Source organism: Frankia sp. Allo2 (assembly GCF_000733325.1).
GTDB lineage: Bacteria > Actinomycetota > Actinomycetes > Frankiales > Frankiaceae > Frankia > Frankia casuarinae.
The window spans coordinates 57,166-74,290 of the sequence record NZ_JPHT01000018.1 but is presented as its reverse complement, the minus strand read 5'-3'; the positions used below and the strand labels follow the sequence as shown (position 1 = coordinate 74,290).

Here is a 17,125-nt window from a genome sequence, read left to right as displayed (position 1 = left end):
CCGCCGCAGCGGCGACCGCCGGACGAGCGCTCGTTTCCGTCGGCGAGATGCCACCGCCGGCACCGCTGACGGCAGCCCGATGATTTTCCGGCGAAGATCGGCGGTCATGGGTTCTGCGCACGCCGGGTGATGTGTATAAGAGACAGCCGTCGGCGAGATGCCACCGCCGGCACCGCTGACGGCAGCCCGATGATTTTCCGGCGAAGATCGGCGGTCATGGGTTCTGCGCACGCCGGGTCATGCTAGCCGGTGGGCACCACCCCCCACGTGACCCACAGTCGCCGAGAGGAAGCCGTGGCACCACCCCCCGACGCCGCCGAGCCGGCCCCGCCAGCCGTCCCGCCCGGCGGGTATCCGCGGCGTTGCAGGCATTGTCGCTGTCTCTTATACACATCTCGCCGAGAGGAAGCCGTGGCNCCNCCCCCCGACGCCGCCGAGCCGGCCCCGCCAGCCGTCCCGCCCGGCGGGTATCCGCGGCGTTGCAGGCATTGTCGGCCGTCGGTCGACCGACTGTCGACCGACGGCCTCGTTCAGCCGGTCGGGGGAAACCCCGGTAATCCAACCCTCACGTCCGCGCCTGGTTGTCCAGCTGGCAAGACGTGGGATGCCCTCCAGCACCCGCCCCCGTTCGTGGGCAACACCCCACACCCGCCCACTTTTCCCTGCCAGCATTGATTTTCACTGGTGGAGCGGAGGCCCGGCGGTCGACCGAACCGGGGACGACGGATTCAGGCCGTCGCGCCGACCCCGCCGGATGCGTGAGCTACATCACGTTGGATGCCGGGAGGGCCGGGTGGCGCGGCGTCGCCGGATGGTCCGGCCGGGCCATCGCCGGCCAGCAGCGGCCACGCACGGTCCTTGTCGGAGATCACCGAGACGGGCAGCGGCCAGACGATGCCCAGTCGCGGGTCGTCGAAGCGCAGCCCACGGTCGTGTCCCGGCGTGAACGGGACGTTCATCTGATAGGTCGCCTCGGTGGAGTCGACGAGCGTCTGGTACCCGTGCGCCAGGCCCGCGTCGATGAACAGCGCCCGATGGTTGTCGGCCGAGAGCTCCACCGCCACGTGCCGCAGATAGGTCGGCGAGTCCGGGCGGGGATCGACGACGACGTCGAGCAGGGCGCCGCGGGTGCAGCGCACCAGCTTGGTCTCCCGCACCGGCTCCCCCGCCCAGTGCATCCCGCGGACGGTGCCCGCGGAGGCGTTGTAGGCCACGCTGCACTGGGCGACGTCGACCGTGAGCCCCGCGGCGGCGAACTCGTCGGCACAGAACGTGCGCGCGAACATGCCGCGGGCATCGGGGAACGGCTCGACATCGACGATCATCACCCCGGCGATCGGCGTCGGCGTAATGATCACGAGTGGGCCCAGAACAGGTCGGCGTCGAGCTGGCCGGTGCGGATCAGGTACTGAAGCTGCTTGAGCCGGGTGTGCCCGCGGCCGGTGAACGTCTCGTTGTCGAGCTGGATACGGGTGAAGACGTCGTGCAGCTGCTGGGCGCCCCTGAGCGCGTTCCAGTCACAGGAGAAGCCGGGCAGGGTGGAGGCGATCTTGTCGAACGACACCNGGTAGCTGCGATTGTCACCGCCGTTGTCACCGAAGCTCAGCGTGCAGCCGGTGAACACCGTGGCGACCGCGTCCGCGATCTCCTTCACCTGGTAATTCTGCTCGCTGTCGCCGACGTTGAAGATCTGGTTGTGCACGATGTCGCGCGGTGCGGTCAGCACCAGGCGGATCGCCTTCGCGATATCGAGCCCGTGGACCAGCGGGCGCCACGGGGTGCCATCCGAGGTCATCGCGATCTCGCCGGTAGTCCAGGCCACCCCGGCCAGGTTGTTGAGCACGATGTCGAAACGCTGCCGCGGGGAGGCACCGTAGGCGGTGGCGTTGCGCAGGAAGGTCGGCGAGAAGGTGTCGTCCGCCAGCGGGGCGACGTCACGCTCCACGTAGACCTTGCACTCGGCGTAGGGGGTCTGCGGGTTCACCGGCGAGGCCTCGGTGACGTCCACACCGGTCGCGACGCCGTAGACGCTGCAGGAGGACATGTAGACGAACCGTTCGACGCCGGCCTGCTTGGCCAGCTTCGCCAGCCGGACCGAGCCGACGTGGTTCACCTTGTACGTCACGTCCGGGGCGAGCGCGCCGAGCGGGTCGTTGGACAGCTCCGCCATGTGCACGACGGCGTCGACCCCCGCGAAGTCCTCGACCGTGAGATGGCGAAGGTCCTTGTCAAGGGTCAACGGGGTCCGGTCGACGCCGCGGTACAGCCAGCCGTACTTGTAGTAGCCGGTGTCCACGCCGATGACCTCATGGCCATCACGCAGCAGCTCGGGCGCGAGCAGGCACCCCAGATACCCCTCCGTGCCCGTCACGAGCACCTTCATCCGCGAGTCCTCCCCATCTCGGCAACGGCACAGGTCGGGTCCAATCGGACACCAGTGTTCCGGCCTCAAACCGTACCGAGTCGATCCCACGAGCCGGTCGCCGACATCCCGCAGTGGCGCGTCGGCAGTCTCAGCGCGCCGGCGGGCGCGTCACCCGGACGGTCTCAACGCCCCGGTGGGCGCATCACCCGCGCGGGAGCGGCGAAGACGGTCGAGCCCGCCGGCACGTCCGTCATCACGATCGAGCCCGGACCGATCCTGGCGTCGTCGCCGATGCTGATCGCCCCGATGAGGTGGACCCCGGGGGCGAGCTCGACCCGCTTGCCGACCTTCGGCACGTCCCGCGGGCCCGCCGTACCGCTCGCGTAGCCGATGGTCAAGTTGTGCCGCAGGGTGCAGTCGTCCCCGATCACGCAGTGCGGCGGGATGAGGATCGTCTGGTGATGGCCGATGTGGACCCGGCGGCCGATCCGCGCCTGCTCGTCGAGCTCGGCCCCGTACAGGTTACGGATGACCAATTTGTTGACCACCTTGTAGAAGACGGTCACGATCCCGCGGACGGGCTGGCTGCGGGTGCGCCGCCACTGCCCGATGCGATAGACGGCGAGCACGTGCAGCCCCGGGTGGGCGAACGATTTGTAGTGCCGGCGCCAGTCCTCCCGCAGGATCTCCCACAGCCCGAGGTCGGAGGCATCCCGGGTGTCCTGGTCGCCGTCCGTCTCGGCTACCCGGGGGGACGGGGCGGCTGCGGGCTGATCGGCTCGGACGGCGCCGCTCCCTGCGGAGTCGCTCCCTGCGGAGTCGGGTCCGGCGGACCCGCCGGACCCGAGAGGGGCACCGGGGCCGGGGCCGTTGACACGCTCGATCTCAGTGGACACCACTCAGCTCCTCGATGTGCTCGCGCAGGTCACCGACGGTGGCGAAACTCGCGAGCCGTTCATCGGCGATCTGGATCGAGAACTCGCGTTCGACCGCGTAGATGAGGTTGATATGCGCGAGCGAGTCCCACCCCGGTACATCGGCGGCGGTCATTCCGTCGCTGATGACGAGGTCGTCGTCACTGAAGATCTCCCGGAAGATCTGCTGTAGTCGCTCCTGCACCATCAGCGAGGCACCTCTTCCATCTTGCGGTCCTGTGGCCGCGGCTGGGGGAACACCTGGGGAGACAGCCCGGCCACGACGCCGGACGGCTCGGCCACGACGACCCGGATGAGCCCAGGCGGCAGGTACGGCGACCGCGCATCACGGCTCCAGCACGTCGTCTCCGCCGCCGGGGTCGTGGCCGGCGCCGGGTCGACCCGCTCGAAACCGAGCCGTTCGTAGAGGCCGGCCACCAGAACGTTCTTCGCCGACGGCCGGTAGTGCCCGGTCACGCGGGCGAGGCCGCGGCGGCGGGCCTCGGCGAGAACAAGCGCGGCCACCTCGTCCTCGAGGGTCCGGCCGATCACCCGGCAGCTCATCAGCCAGGTGTCGATGTCCAGCGCGTCCGCCGACTCCACCGCGATGACCACGGCGACCAGCCCGTGGTCGGCGAACCGGTCGGCGAGCCGGACGCAGAACACCGCCGTGCCGGGATCGGCGGCCAGCCGCTCGATCTCGGCGGCGCCCCGGCGGCGACCGGTCAGGTTGAACTGGTTGGTCTTGCCGACCAACTGGGCGACCCGCGGCAGGGTCATGTCGTCGAGCGGGACCACGGTAGCGGTCATGTCCAGCCCGCGGTGGAAATCCTCCAGCGAGGTCGCCGCCGCGGCGGCGGCAGCCGTCTCGGCCCGGGCCCGGTACGCGGCGGTGCGCGCGGCGTCCTCGGCCGTGAGGGCGCTGGCCTCGAAGAAGGGATAGTCCGCCAGCGCCCGGACGTAGCCGTGCGGATCGGCGGGCAGCGCCACGACGTCCACCTCGGGAACGAGTTGGCGGACGACCTCGCGTTCGGCCGGGTTGTCGTCAACGAAGACCAGCGCGTCGAGGCCGAGGCCGAGCGCGGCGGCGATCCGGCGGATCTGCGTCGGCTTGTCGTCCCAGCAGGCGCTGAACACCGCGATGTCATCGAGGCCGAGCCGCATCCCCGGATGACGCTCGAACGCCTCCCGGGCGTCGGCGTCGTTGTTCTTGGAACAGACGGCGAGCACGACCCCGCGGGCCTTCAACTCGGCGACGTACGTCTGGAACGCGGCGAACGCCTCCCCGACAGCGCCATCGCCGAGCGCGATGCCGGCCAGGCCCTCCTCCCCGAGCACGCCGCCCCACAGAGTGTTGTCGAGGTCGAGGACCAGGCACTTCCGGCTCGTTCCCAGCTGAGCCCCGATCACCGCGGCGGTGTGCCGGGCCAGCAGCGGCACCTGCGCGAGCGACACCGCCTGCTTGGACCGGTGCCAGTACCGCGCGTCGAACCAGGCACGCTTGCCCACGTCGGCGGCGAGCCGCTCGCAGTCGACGAAGGCGACCCCGTCGCCCCGCTCGCCGGACACCCGGCCGAGTTCGGCGTTGACCCGCGCGAGCATCGCCGGCCGGGAGCCGGGAACCCGCAACGCCAGATGGCCGAGCGCGACCTCGCCGGGGATGGCGAAGGTGTGCTGGACGATCCGGGCCCCGCACCGATTTATGATCATGTCCCACAGCGACGTCCAACGCTCGACCTCGGTGGCCACCGCGGCGGCCGGGTCGTCGGCGACCGCCGGCAGGGCGGTCTCCCCGGCGTGCACCGCGAGCACGACGACGTCGGGCCGGAACCGGTAGAGCTCACTCGCGGGGTCCAGGACCTCCTGGCGGTACTGCCCATAGCCGCATTCGTAGACCTCGACGGCGACCCCGGCTCGCGCCGCGGCCAGCGGCAACAGCGCGGCGAACTGCGACGTCGTGTAACTGCCGAGCACGGCCACCCGCGCGGACCTCGGCAGCGGCGCGACCCGCGGCAGGACGCGGCGCAGCACGCCGGCAGCGGCCGACCAGGCACCGAGGTCGCTGCCGGCGTCGGTGAGCGCCAGGGCCCACCGCACGGCCCCGGCGTCGTCGCCGGCCCGCTCGTGCGCGACGGCGAGATCACGGCACAGCGCCGCGGTCGGGATCTCACTCGTGGCGGCACGCGCGGTCAACTCGGCGATCCGCGGATGTTCCGGCGGTGACGCGACGCCCTCGCCGACGTCCGTGCCGACGTCCCTTCTGTCGGTCATTGCTGCGGCCCCTCTCGGTGCGACTCTTCGCGGCGCCCATACGCGGTTCCTCGGCACTCTACCGTCACGTAAGTGTTGGTAGGCGACGGAGCGACCATCAGGCCAGGGCGGCAACCAGGGACGCGAGGAGCGCGCCCCGGTCCGGTNGAGGTTGCGCGTCGACCGGGACCGGGACCGGGACCGGGGAGGCGGTCACCCGGCAGAGCCACGCCCCACTGGGCATCGATCGTCTCCTGCGCCGTCGAAGGCACTGAAGCCGGGAAAACCACCTCGGGCTATCCGGACGAGCTATCTGCTTTGTAACAGTGGTCTGCATAGACCATGCAATGTGGAAAACTTCCTCAGACAGGGCGCGTAACCGGACACGATCAGCCACGCCCGCCGAGCGGCAGCCCCCGGAGGCAGGACCCCCTCATGCACCACCGCGCCATGCTCGGCCTGCTGGTCGGCCTCGCGCTGCTGGTCGGCCTCGTGATGACGACCGCTCCGGCCGGCGCCGCCGTCCCGCCGCACGCGGCCGGGCCCGGCCCGGCTTCGATCGCGCCCGCCCGAGGCTCGCAGTGGTACCACGCTGTCCTGGGACTCGCCCAGGCGCACCGGATCAGCCAGGGCGCGGGCACGGTGGTGGCCGTCATCGACGGCGGGGTCGACGCCAGCCAACCCAAGTTGTGGGGTCAGCTGCTTCCCGGTACCGGCATCGGCCCCGGGGCGGCGCGGGACGGTTGGCGCGACGATGATCCGAACGGCCACGGCACCGCCATGGCGGGCATCATCGCCGGTCGCAACGACAACGGCCGGCCCGAGGTCCGCGGCATCGCCCCGGCCGCCAAGATCCTGCCCGTCTCGACCGGCGCCGAGGCGAACTCGGAGGAGGTCGCGATCGGCATCCGCCGGGCAGTCGACCTGGGTGCCGACGTCATCAACCTCTCCCTGGGCTCGACGGGGACGGCGACCCCGGACGAGGAGAAAGCGGTCGGCTACGCCCTCGCGCACGACGTGGTGGTGGTCGCCTCGGCGGGGAACGTCGAGTCCGGCGACNCCGCGATCANCNCCCCCGCCAGTATCCCGGGGGTGGTCGCGGTGACCGGATCGACGGCCGCTGGTGGTTTCTGGCGGGAATCGGCCCACGGGCCGCGGGCCGTCATCGCCGCGCCGGCCCCCGGTATCCGGGCCCCCGTCCCGACCCGGGTCTCCCCGGACGGCCTGGACACCGGGGGCGGCACCTCGAACTCCGCGGCGATCGTCGCGGGCGTTGTCGCCCTCATCCGGGCCGCCCAGCCGGACCTGGACGCACCCAACGTCATCGAGCGGCTCGTCTACACCGCGCGGGATGCGGGCTCTCCTGGCCGCGACGACGAGTTCGGCTTTGGCATCGTCGACCCCGTCGCGGCGCTGACCCGGGCCGTGCCGGTGGTCAGGAGCAATCCGCTGCTGTCGGCACCGACACGCTGGGGGGTGGGGGGGCCCGCGCCGGCCGCCGGCCGCATCATGCCCGGCGGGCAGGCCCGGGGGTCCGCCGGCGACGCGACGACCCACGGGGCCGGCGCCACACTCACGAACACCGGTCCGATCGGCGCAGCCGGCCCAGACTCATCGAAACCCTCGCCACTGGTCTGGACCGCCGGGCTCGGGATCGCGGCCTCGTTGGGCGTCCTGCTCGGGATCGTGACACATCTGCTGTACGCCTGGCAGCGCGCGACGCGGGCGGGACCGGGCCGCGCGGGCAGCCGCGTCCGCCCGCGCTCCCCTACCGGGTGATCTCGCGGTGTCACTGCGGACCGGCGCGCCACTTCTACCATGGGCCCATGACACACGCGCTCCTGGACGAGCTGTCCTGGCGTGGACTCCTCCACGACAGCACCGATCCCGCCGAGCTGCGGGAGCACCTCGACAGCGGACGGCGGCGCTGCTACATCGGCTTCGACCCGACGGCCCCCTCGCTGACGATCGGCAACCTGCTGCCGATGACCCTGCTGATCCGGGCCGCACGGGCGGGGATCGGCGCGGTCACCCTGTTCGGCGGTGGCACGGGTCTGATCGGCGACCCGTCGGGCAAGTCGGTGGAACGTAGCCTGCTCACCGCCCAGGAGGTACGGACGAACATGCTCGGACAACAGGAGATCATGGAGTCCGTCTTCGCCCGGGCCCTGGACTCCGGCCAGCTACCACAGTTCGTCGACAACGCCGACTGGCTCGACGGACTCGGAATGATCGAGTTTTTGCGGGACGTCGGCAAGCACTTCCCCGTCACCGAGATGGTCCGCCGTGACTCGGTGCGCCGGCGGCTGGACGATCCCGACGTCGGCCTGACCTACACCGAGTTCAGCTACTCCCTGCTCCAGGCGTACGACTTCCGCCGCCTGTGCGAGGACCACGGGGTCACCCTTCAGATGGGCGCCTCCGACCAGTGGGGCAACATCGTCGCCGGGATCGACTACGTGCGACGGGTGCTGCGCACCCAGGTACACGGGCTGACCTGCCCGCTGCTGCTGCGTTCGGACGGCACGAAGTTCGGCAAGTCGGAGAAGGGTGCGGTCTGGCTCTCGGCCGACCGTACCTCGCCCTACACCCTGTACCAGTTCGTGATCAATCTGTCCGACGACGAGGCACGCCGGTTCGCCCTGTTCTTCTCGCTCATCGACCGTGAGCCGCTGGAGCGGCTGTTCGCCGAGCACGCCGAGGCTCCGGGTAAGCGGGCGTTGCAGCGTCACCTGGCGCGGGAGATCACCGCACTGGTGCACGGTCAGGCCGCGGTGGACGCGGCCGAGGCGGCGTCGGCGGCGTTGTTCAGCGGGGACGTGAAGGCGATCGGCGCGGATCTGCTCTCCGACGTCTTCGCCGACGTGCCCACGGTCGAGGAGCCGGCCGCCCGGCTCGAGGATGACGGCTGGCCGGTTGTCGATCTGCTGATCGCCACCGGCCTCGCCAGCAGCAAGCGGGATGCGCGCGAGCACCTGGGCAACCATGCGGTCCTGGTGAACGGGGAACGGGTCGGCGTGGAAGCCACCGTCGGGACCAAGGATCTGCTGCACGGCTCGGTCATCCTGGTCCGCCGCGGTCGCCGGGAATGGCGGGTGGCCCGCTTCACCTGAGCCCGGGACCAGCGAGCCCGGGACCAGCGAGCCCGGGACCAGCGAGCCCGGGACCAGCGAGTTCACTTCCCTGCCTGGCCAGAGGGACGAATCGGACAAACAGCCCACTGAACAGGCAGGGAACGAACGAGGAACGGGCGCGGCTACTGGGCCGGCGGTCCGACCAGCAGGCCCTTGATATATGCGGCGTGCTCGTCGGCCACTGCCTTCCTGCCCCGGGCCCGAGAGAGCACCGTACGCCCGGCGTAGCCGGCGACGAGCATCGAGCGCATCACGTTCACCCGAGCCGGCGCATTGTGCTTACGCAGATAACGCACCATGGACGCACCGCGCATCTGCAGCATCCATGTCTTACCGGCCCCGGAACCTCCCGCCCCGTGGGGTACCAGCAGATCGGTGCGCAGCTTCTGCCGCAGCCCCGCCTCACGGATCGCCCGGCCGAGCGCCATGTCCTCGTTGTAGACGTAGAACGTCTCATCAAAGGCGCCCAGTTCGAGGAAGGTGGACCGACGGACGGCCATGCAGGCGCCGGTCAGCCACTCGGGGTTCATCGGGCGGCCCGGTGTCGGCCGGGCGAACAGCGCCGAGCTCGGCGCCACCTTGTGCGCTCCCAGCACGTGCAGCAGCACCCGGCGAGGCGTCGGCTCCCAGCCGCCGTTACCGAGCTCGGGCTTGTCGTCGTGCCCCTTCATGGTGGCCGCGCTGGTCACCAGTTCGGGATCGGCGATGAGGTCGTCGACCAGCGTGTCGATGACCTCCACGGTGGGCCGGCTGTCCGGGTTGCCGAGCACCACGTACTCGTAGCGCGACGAACGGATGCCCATGTTGGCGGCCTTCGCGAATCCCTTGCCGCCACCGGAGTCGAGGTAACGGCTGNTGGGCCGGTCCGCGATCAGCTCGTCAACGCGGTCGACGCCCTCCGCGTTATCGATGATCACAACCGGCATGTCCAACGGAAGGGTCGCGAAGAGCTGCTCGAGCTGGCCACGGCTGTGAAAACTGACCAGTACCAGCTCGTACTGCCACCTGGACCGGTTGGACTTCTCGACGGACATGGCGGCACGCTCCTCACTGCGTGTGCTGACGCGCACTCAGGTGGATATCCACGCCTCGTGCGGTGTTGCGGTGTCGCGCCACACGGTATTCCCACCCCACGGCGGGNGGNATTTCGATAGGCGTAGCCGGTGACGGGCCGCGGTGGGTTCTCCGGTCGAGGCCGGTCCCGGCCGGCGTCAGCGGCGTCAGTTGCCGGAGCAGGTCAGTTGCCGGAGCAGGTCAGTTGCCGGCCGGGGCCAACTCGGTCGGCGGGCCAGGCGGCGTCGTCTGCCCCGGTGGCAGGACCGACCCCGGGGGCGCCGGTGACGTCGCGGAGGCCACGGCCGGCCGCTCCGGCTTGGGCCAGACGGCGGGCCGGTCCCGGGCCACAAAGCGCCGCACCCCGCCGAGCGCGACGGCCTGCAGGAAGAAGACCTGCGCGACCAGGCGGGTCGGACCGGGCGGCGTGCGCCCGGTCAGCAGCGCCGCGGTACTCACAGCGCCGACGGCGTTGCCGGCCAGGAACAGCCGGGCAATCCAGCTCCGGCGGGCGGCCGGGAGGGCGAGCCCCACCAGGACGACCTGCGCCAACGGGCCGAATGACGAGCGGACCAGCCGGTGGCCCCACAGTTGCGGGGTGACCGGCAGCGCGCCGGGCACCAGCGCCGCCCGGCGCCGCCAGAGCATGTCGAGGTTGCCAGCGACGATCCGGGTCCGCCGCTCCCACTCCGCCGAGTAGTCCGGGCTCGACGACTCGATCGAGTACGCCTCGGGTTCGTAGACGACCCGCAGCCCCCCTTCGAGGATGTCGAGAGCCAGCCAGGCATCGTCGACGGCCACGTCCGCGGGCAGGGGCCGAAACGCCTGGCGGCGGAAGGCCAGCATCTCGCCGACCACGCCGATGGTCGCCCCGGTCGCCGACTCGCGGCGCTTCAGCCAGGACTCGAACTTCCAGTAGAAGCCCTGGGCGCCGTCGGGATCGTCAACCTGCTTCTCCCCCGCCACCGCGCCGACCGTCTCGTCGGTGAAATGACGGGCGGCTGCCCGCAGGGCACCGGGCGCGAGCACAGCGTTCGCATCGGTGAGCACCACGAGCTCGTGGGTGGCGGCGGCGACTCCCCGGTTGACCGCCCGCGCCTTGCCGAGGCGTTCCCCGGACGACAGCACCCGCACGCCGGGCCGGCGCGAGGCCTCGGCCGTCTCCGGATCGTCGGCCACGACGATGATCTCCATCGGCCCGGGATAGTCCGCGCGGGTGAGTTCATCCAGTTTCGCCCCGATCACCGCCGACTCCCGATAGGCGGAGACGACCACGCTCAGTCCCGGCCAGATCTCAGGGTCCGGCGGTGCCGTCGACTCCAGACCACGGCTGCGCAATCCGATATAGATCGGATACAAGACGTGACCGTAAACGGTTGTGGCTCCCAGCGCCGCCACGGCGGCACCTCGACCGATGGTCCGGACACCTGTCATGGCGGTTACCGTAGCGTTCCGCCGGTCAGCCACAACCAACGGCTCCGTCCTTTGCGGTACGGCGCCATTGACGCCATGACGCCATGACGCCGCGCAGCCGTGACACCCGCACCGCGCCAAAGTCGTCCCGCGGAATCGGATGGACCCCCGGCGGGCCTGCGCGCACCTCGACCCCACCCTCACCTCACCTCACCTCACCTCACGACACTCTTGTCATCTACCTGGGACTGTCCGCGACACCCCGCGCGAGTACCGAGCCCGCAGTCGTTACCCGACCCCACGGTCGTTACAGTTGTCCGGTGAGCGACTCCACACGCTGGATCGTCGTTGTCGAGGAACCGTTTCTCCCGGCGGACGCGGGCGGCCGGGTGGAGACCTTCAGCTTCCTCACCGCGGCTTCCGCGGCCGGCGTTCGGATGCAGGTCCTGGTGCCTTCCCGGGAGAACCTGGATATCGCCGTGTACGAGGAGGCCGTGCCGGGTTCGGCCGTCATCCGGCTGCCTCGTGACGACAGCCCACGGGCACACCTGACGGCCCGGCCATTCATGCACGCATCCCGGCCGGTCGGTCCGTTGCGCCGCGCGCTGGAGTCGACACCGCCACGGGCCGACGCCGTGATCAGTTACAGCTGCCGGACGTCGCATCTCGGCGAGGAGGTCGCCCGGATCTGGAAGCTGCCGCATCTGGTGCGCGCGCACAACGTCGACTCGGAGTTCTTCCGGGTGCTGGCCCGCAACAGCTCGGGGCCGCGCGCCGTCGCCTACGAGCTGGAGTATCACAAACTGCGGCTGGCGGAGCTTTCGATGCACCACTCTCCGCTCATCACCTGCATCGCGGACATCTCGCTGGAAGACCACAACTGGCGGCGTACGCGGGCGAGCATCCCAACGTTCCACCTGCCGCCGTTCCTGCCCGTCGGCGCCCTCACCGCACCGACGGGCACCCGGTCGGCCGGTACCGAGCCGGCCCCGCCGGGCCGGAAGCCGGCGCCTCGGGACAGCGCCGGCAAAAAGCTGATCTTTGTCGGCTCGCTGGACACCCCGACCAACATCGAAGCCCTGCGCTGGTTCCTCGGCGGCTGCTGGCCGACGATCCGGGTCCGCCATCCCGACGCGACCTTCCAGGTGGTGGGGCGGCGTCCGGAGGAGGGCCTGGCGGCATGGCTCGGTGGCTTCGAGGGCGTGGAGTTGCACACCGACGTGCCGAGCGTCGCCGGTTACCTCGCCACCGCCACCCTGTCGGTGAACCCGATGCGTTCGGGATCCGGCGTGAACATCAAGGCGATCGAGGCAATGGCGGCGGGAACGCCGGTCGTGAGCACACCCACCGGCAGCCGCGGCCTCGGCTGGACGCCCGGTACCCACCTCCTCGTCGCCGAGGACGCGGGCGCCTTCGCCGACGCCGCCTGCAGCCTGCTGGAACAGCCCTGGAAGGCGGCCGAGATCGGAACAGCCGGCCAGGCCTACGTGCTACAGGAACTCGACCACACGGCGCTCATCGGTCGCATCCAGGAACATCTGACGCCAGCCTGAGTCCCTGCCCGCCGGGCCTCACCGAGCCGACGGAGCAGACCGGTGGGCGGAAGACCGGTGGGCGGGAGACATATCAGAAGGTGAGCATCACCTTGCGGGCGTCGAACGCCTCCGCGTAGCGCGTCCCGCACTCTACGCCGCGCAGCCGCAGGGTCGCGCGGAAGGTCTCGTCGTCGAACCAGGCGCGGTCCTGCTGGCTGCGGAAATGACGTTTGAGATGATCGAGTTTTGCCCCGACCGTCTCCTCGAGGATCGGGACGTACAGGCTGGGGGACAGCCGGTCAGCCTCCCATNTCGGGATCTCGTAGCCGAGGATGAGCGCCCCGCGAAAGGCCTGCCACGCCAGCTCGCCGAGCACCCGGTGATCCTGGTGGGCATCCGCGAGCGCCGGGGCGAACACGATGTCCGGGGTGACCTGGCGGGCGATCTGCAGCAGGACCTCCTTGACCCCGCTCCACTCCCGCGGGAGGAAACCGTCCCGGACCTCGTGCAGGTGCAGCGAACCGAGCGAGGAGCCGAGCAGTTCACGCGCGCTCTCCTCCGCCTCCGAGCCGCGCTCGCCCTCGCCCGAGAAGACCACCCAGTGCACGGTGGCCTCCGGATGGGCGGCCAGCAACTGCATGATCGTGGCAGCGGCGCCGATCTCCACGTCGTCCGCATGTGCCCCGAGGGCCACGACGCTGTACGCCCGACCATCGGCCGGCGGGCCCGCCGTCAACGCCAGCATCCGGCACTCCTCCGCGCTCGCCCGCCCTTTCTCTCCCCCTCATGCCAGTGCACGAAGCCTCCGCTCCCCGGTTCCCCGGCAACCGGCCATGCCGTTGACCTTTCGCATCCATGCCAACACTTGAAGTAGCCAAGCACCCGGAGTGCCCGCCGGACCGGCAGAAACACGCGGCGTCCGTCGAGCGGTTCAGAGCAACGCGTGATAGCGGTTCTGCGCGGGCTCCAGACCGTCGGCGATGAGCATCTCGACCGAGTCGGCCGCGTGTTCGAGCAGGAGGGGCAGCTCACGGCGTTCGGTCGAGGTGAAGTCCCGCAGCACGAAGTCGGCCGGATCCATCCGGCCGGGCGGACGGCCGATGCCGACCCGGACCCGCAGATAGTCCCGCGTCCCGAGCGCTGAGGAGATGGACCGCAGACCGTTGTGGCCGTTGTCCCCACCGCCGCGTTTGAGCCGCACTGCCCCGAAGGGGATGTCAAGCTCATCGTGCACCACGATGAGCCGGGAGACCTCGACCTTGTAGAAGCTCCGGGCCGCCGCGACAGGACCGCCGGAGAGATTCATGAAGGAGAGCGGACGGGCAAGGACCGCCCGCGCCCCGGCCAGGCGGGTCTCTGCGACATCGGCCCGGGAACGGTGCGACTTCAGCCGTGACCCGGTCCGCTCGGCGAGCAGGTCCACGACCATGAAGCCGGCGTTGTGCCGATTCCCGGCATAGGTCGGTCCGGGATTGCCGAGACCGGCGACGAGCCAGGGCCCATCGCCGGTCGGGGTGATCATCATCGGCAGGCGACATCGGCGATGGAGCGGATCCGCCTAGACGGACGCGCTCGCGACGCCGGCCTCCTCCGCCACCGGAGTCTCGCCGAGCGAGGCCTCCTGCTGGGCGTTCGTCCGCTTGGCCAGGCACTGCACGACGACCAGGTCGGGATCGGCGTCGAGCTCGGAGCCGGCCGGCAGGACCAGCTGGCGGGCGAGAATGCTCGTACCTGGCTCGAGCCCGGTGATATCGACCTCGATCGGGCCGGGCAGCCGGGTGGCGTCGGCCTTCACCGCGATCGTGGTGACCTGCTGGTCGACCAGGGTGTCCGGGTGTGGTTCCCCGATCACCTGCACGGGGATGTCGGCCACGACCTTCTCGCCCCGGGCCACGAGCACGAGGTCGATGTGCTCGAAGCTGCCCTTGATCGGGTGGCGCTGGACGTCCTTCGCGAGCGCGAGTTCGGTCCCCTCGGCCAGTTCGAGCGTCAACAGGACGTTCGTGCCGGCGTCGGTCTTGAAGGCGTGGAGGAGGTCGTGTGCGGGCAGCGCGATGTGACGCGGCGGCTTACCGTGACCATAGAGAACAGCCGGGACCTTGCCGGCCCGACGGGTGCGACGAGCCCCGCCCTTACCGAACTCGGTGCGCGGCTCCGCGGCGATGCGGACCTCGGACATGGCGGCGCTCATCCTTTCCTAAACTGGGGATCCGGCGCCGGAGGGCGGTGGAACCACCGCGGCGCGGTCCTTCACAGTACCGGACGCGCCATGGCATGGGGGAAACGACCCCGTTCTGTCAAGCCCCTGGGTGCGTCGCGGCCTTGGTCACCCTGCCCGGTCACGCCGGGCCGCACCTCAGCGCACCTGCGGCCGGATGGTGGCAGCGGGGCGGACCTCCACCTTGGCGGGTAGCCGCGGACGACCGACCGCGGTCCGGGCTCGATGGAGCACCGGGCCACGGATGTCGTCGAGCACGCCGGCGACCCCCGGCCCCGGGACAACGGTGACCGCGATCTCCAGCACGGGTTCCCGCCGGCCGCGCAGCACCGCCCGCACCGCCTCGACGCCCACGATCCCGAGCACGTCGTCCTCGACGGCGTCGGTCAGTGCCGCGGCGGACAAATGGACACCGCCGAGCGCATCATCCGTCACGTAGAGTCCACGACGCCGCGCCGCCAGCGCCGTCTGCGCCCGAAGCCACCCGAGGGCGAGCAGGACGACCAGCCCGGAACCGATCCCCACGACGAGCCAGAACCAGGCGTGGGAGGTCGGGTAGGAACGGGTGTCGGCGTCGAGCACCGCCTCGTCGGCGACGTCGTTTCCGAACGCACCGGCCCCCACCAGCAACGCGAGAACACCGGCCGCGAGGCAGAGCAACCCGATTCCGACCAGGGCGACCCGGTTGAGGCGGTCGGGCGGCGGCTCGGACAGCCCGGCCGGCCTCCCNCCGGGCTCCGCGGGTACCCCGCCACCCGCCGAGCGGCCCTCGGCGGCCTGCCCGCCCGCTGCCCGCGTCTCGGTCATGCCGCACCGCCNGCGGCCCGGTCCGCCCCGTTGACGGTCCGGTCCGCGGCCGGCGGGGTCGCCTGGATGCGCAGCTCGAGCGGCTCAGCCAGCTCGAAGGAGACAAGCGTAGAGGCCAGGACGGCACCCGCGCGCTCCCGCGCGCCACCGGCGACACGCTGCCGAAGGCGCAGGCGGACGTCGGCGGTCCGGTCACGGACCCGAACCCGGGCGGCCCGCACCCCGTCGACGGTCAGGGCTGCGGAGCGCAGCGCCCGCGCAACCCCTCGCCGCTCGACGAAGACAATGGTCTGCGCGCAGCCGCGCCGCACGGCGAGTCGGGACGGCGTTCCGCGCCGCGCTCCGAGCCAGATCAGCAGCAGGCCAACTAGAACGCAGACCCCCGCGGCCAGTCGGACCGGCCCGGAGGACCAGGCCGTGTCCGCCAGGTCGTCCGCCCACGCCGGCCAGTCGACCACGACGTAGCCCCTGCCACCGCCGGCCGCGGCCACGATCTCGATGACGGTGATGACCCCGGCGGCCACGATCAGCGCGGCGAGCAGTCCGGCGACGATCCTGCGCCCCACCCGCACGGCACCCTCCCCTCACCGAGCCCAACCTTGTCTGTTACCCGTGGTCTGTTACCCGTGGTCTGTTACCCGTGGTCTGTTACCCGTGGTCTGTTACCCGTGGTCTGAACGCGAACCGGAGGGACAGAAGAGGGCCGCTACCCATCGGAGGGCAGCGACGGGATATCGATGTCCAGATGTGCCACGCGCACACCCGTGAGCGCCGCGACCCGGTCCCGCACCTCGCAACGGACCAGCTCGGCCGTCTCCGTGACCGGGATCGGGTAACGCACGGAGAACGACATCGTCAGTCGGGCGGTGGCTCCCTCCATCTTCGCCGAGACCCGTGGCCGCCCGGCACGCCCACGACGCCGCGCGCCGCCATGGCGCGGGAATCCGCGTGGCGGTCCGGTAACGCCGACGACATCCGCCGCCGCCATGGCCGCGATCTTCTCGACAACCCGGTCCGCCACCCGCAGGGAACCGGCCCCCGCCCGCCTACCCGCGGGACGGCCCGGTCGCGCACGCTCCCTCTCGTTCACCGCCGCCCCCGACGCCGGTCACCGCCCACATAACGGGTGATATCGAGATCACCATCCACCACCTTGCCGATGACCAGCCCTATCGCACCGAAGACCAGCACGATCAGAAACTCGCTGAAGCCCCCGAAGGCGAGGGCGAGTCCGGCGATCAGACCGATGATCAGGCCAAGCGCGCTCGATCGCATGTGGCTCTTCCCCTTTCCTGGCCCATCCAGCCCGGCCCCGTCCAGCCCGGCCCCGTCCAGCCCGGCCGCAGTACCCGGTCCGCCCCTCTGGACCGGCAGATCGAGGGGCATCCCGCGTGATCGTCACATGGAACCGAGCCCGGGGTGCGGTCCCGCGGACC

The 17,125-nt window shown here is 70.9% G+C and carries 17 protein-coding genes; 3 read left to right on the top strand and 14 right to left on the bottom strand.

Annotated elements, in window-relative coordinates:
- Positions 1-728 precede the first annotated feature (728 nt).
- The 5 genes from ALLO2_RS13760 to ALLO2_RS13740 all read right to left on the bottom strand — a co-directional run bounded on the left by ALLO2_RS13760 (position 729) and on the right by ALLO2_RS13740 (position 5,550).
- Positions 729-1,358 carry a dTDP-4-dehydrorhamnose 3,5-epimerase family protein gene (locus tag ALLO2_RS13760; protein WP_011438314.1) on the bottom strand — a complete coding sequence of 210 codons (630 nt, stop codon included), beginning with the start codon at positions 1,356-1,358 and terminating at the stop codon, positions 729-731.
- On the bottom strand, positions 1,355-2,383 hold the full coding sequence (locus ALLO2_RS13755; protein ID WP_035732513.1) for an NAD(P)-dependent oxidoreductase: 1,029 nt from the start codon (positions 2,381-2,383) through the stop codon (positions 1,355-1,357). The genes ALLO2_RS13760 and ALLO2_RS13755 overlap by 4 nt, the downstream gene beginning before the upstream one ends.
- Positions 2,384-2,547: 164 nt before the next feature.
- Entirely contained in the window at positions 2,548-3,261 is a 714-nt protein-coding gene (locus ALLO2_RS13750) for a serine O-acetyltransferase (RefSeq protein WP_023840067.1), read from the bottom strand.
- Positions 3,251-3,487 carry an acyl carrier protein gene (locus ALLO2_RS13745; RefSeq protein WP_011438317.1) on the bottom strand — a complete coding sequence of 79 codons (237 nt, stop codon included), beginning with the start codon at positions 3,485-3,487 and terminating at the stop codon, positions 3,251-3,253. Before ALLO2_RS13745 ends, ALLO2_RS13750 begins: the two co-directional genes overlap by 11 nt.
- Complete coding sequence (locus ALLO2_RS13740) at positions 3,487-5,550, bottom strand: HAD family hydrolase (RefSeq protein WP_023840066.1); 2,064 nt, start codon at positions 5,548-5,550, stop codon at positions 3,487-3,489. The genes ALLO2_RS13745 and ALLO2_RS13740 overlap by 1 nt, the downstream gene beginning before the upstream one ends.
- Positions 5,551-5,964: 414 nt before the next feature.
- Here ALLO2_RS13740 and ALLO2_RS13735 point away from each other — a divergent pair, with 414 nt between their 5' ends.
- Both ALLO2_RS13735 and tyrS read left to right on the top strand, forming a co-directional pair.
- Positions 5,965-7,308 carry a S8 family serine peptidase gene (locus ALLO2_RS13735; RefSeq protein ID WP_035732511.1) on the top strand — a complete coding sequence of 448 codons (1,344 nt, stop codon included), beginning with the start codon at positions 5,965-5,967 and terminating at the stop codon, positions 7,306-7,308.
- Between the two features lie 47 nt (positions 7,309-7,355).
- Positions 7,356-8,642, top strand: coding sequence for a tyrosine--tRNA ligase (tyrS, locus tag ALLO2_RS13730; protein ID WP_011438320.1), 1,287 nt, complete (start codon positions 7,356-7,358; stop codon positions 8,640-8,642).
- Between the two features lie 143 nt (positions 8,643-8,785).
- On the opposite strand, the gene ALLO2_RS13725 is transcribed toward tyrS, so the two are convergent.
- Together ALLO2_RS13725 and ALLO2_RS13720 are read right to left on the bottom strand one after the other, a co-directional pair.
- A complete protein-coding gene (locus ALLO2_RS13725) occupies positions 8,786-9,697 on the bottom strand; it encodes a glycosyltransferase (protein WP_035732556.1) in 912 nt (303 codons plus the stop codon).
- A gap of 220 nt (positions 9,698-9,917) precedes the next feature.
- Complete coding sequence (locus ALLO2_RS13720; RefSeq protein ID WP_070982138.1) at positions 9,918-11,150, bottom strand: glycosyltransferase family 2 protein; 1,233 nt, start codon at positions 11,148-11,150, stop codon at positions 9,918-9,920.
- Positions 11,151-11,449: 299 nt separating this feature from the next.
- Between ALLO2_RS13720 and ALLO2_RS13715 the strand changes: the two genes are divergently transcribed.
- A complete protein-coding gene (locus ALLO2_RS13715; protein WP_023840062.1) occupies positions 11,450-12,682 on the top strand; it encodes a glycosyltransferase in 1,233 nt (410 codons plus the stop codon).
- Positions 12,683-12,755: 73 nt separating this feature from the next.
- On the opposite strand, the gene ALLO2_RS13710 is transcribed toward ALLO2_RS13715, so the two are convergent.
- The 7 genes from ALLO2_RS13710 to ALLO2_RS27280 all read right to left on the bottom strand — a co-directional run bounded on the left by ALLO2_RS13710 (position 12,756) and on the right by ALLO2_RS27280 (position 17,075).
- Entirely contained in the window at positions 12,756-13,409 is a 654-nt protein-coding gene (locus tag ALLO2_RS13710) for a PIG-L deacetylase family protein (RefSeq protein WP_035732509.1), read from the bottom strand.
- A 186-nt stretch (positions 13,410-13,595) separates the two neighbouring features.
- A complete protein-coding gene (pth, locus tag ALLO2_RS13705; protein ID WP_011438325.1) occupies positions 13,596-14,189 on the bottom strand; it encodes an aminoacyl-tRNA hydrolase in 594 nt (197 codons plus the stop codon).
- A 33-nt stretch (positions 14,190-14,222) separates the two neighbouring features.
- Positions 14,223-14,843: a 50S ribosomal protein L25/general stress protein Ctc gene (locus ALLO2_RS13700; RefSeq protein ID WP_035732506.1), complete on the bottom strand. Its 621-nt coding sequence runs from the start codon at positions 14,841-14,843 to the stop codon at positions 14,223-14,225.
- A gap of 177 nt (positions 14,844-15,020) precedes the next feature.
- The gene (locus ALLO2_RS13695; protein WP_011438327.1) at positions 15,021-15,689 is read right to left on the bottom strand and encodes a hypothetical protein; all 669 of its coding nucleotides are present in this window, start codon (positions 15,687-15,689) and stop codon (positions 15,021-15,023) included.
- Entirely contained in the window at positions 15,686-16,261 is a 576-nt protein-coding gene (locus tag ALLO2_RS13690) for a DUF6286 domain-containing protein (protein ID WP_011438328.1), read from the bottom strand. Before ALLO2_RS13690 ends, ALLO2_RS13695 begins: the two co-directional genes overlap by 4 nt.
- Positions 16,262-16,395: 134 nt before the next feature.
- Complete coding sequence (locus tag ALLO2_RS13685) at positions 16,396-16,779, bottom strand: Asp23/Gls24 family envelope stress response protein (protein WP_023840061.1); 384 nt, start codon at positions 16,777-16,779, stop codon at positions 16,396-16,398.
- Positions 16,776-17,075 (bottom strand): DUF2273 domain-containing protein, encoded by a 300-nt coding sequence (locus ALLO2_RS27280; RefSeq protein ID WP_011438329.1) that lies wholly within the window; start codon positions 17,073-17,075, stop codon positions 16,776-16,778. Before ALLO2_RS27280 ends, ALLO2_RS13685 begins: the two co-directional genes overlap by 4 nt.
- Between the last annotated feature and the right edge of the window lie 50 nt (positions 17,076-17,125).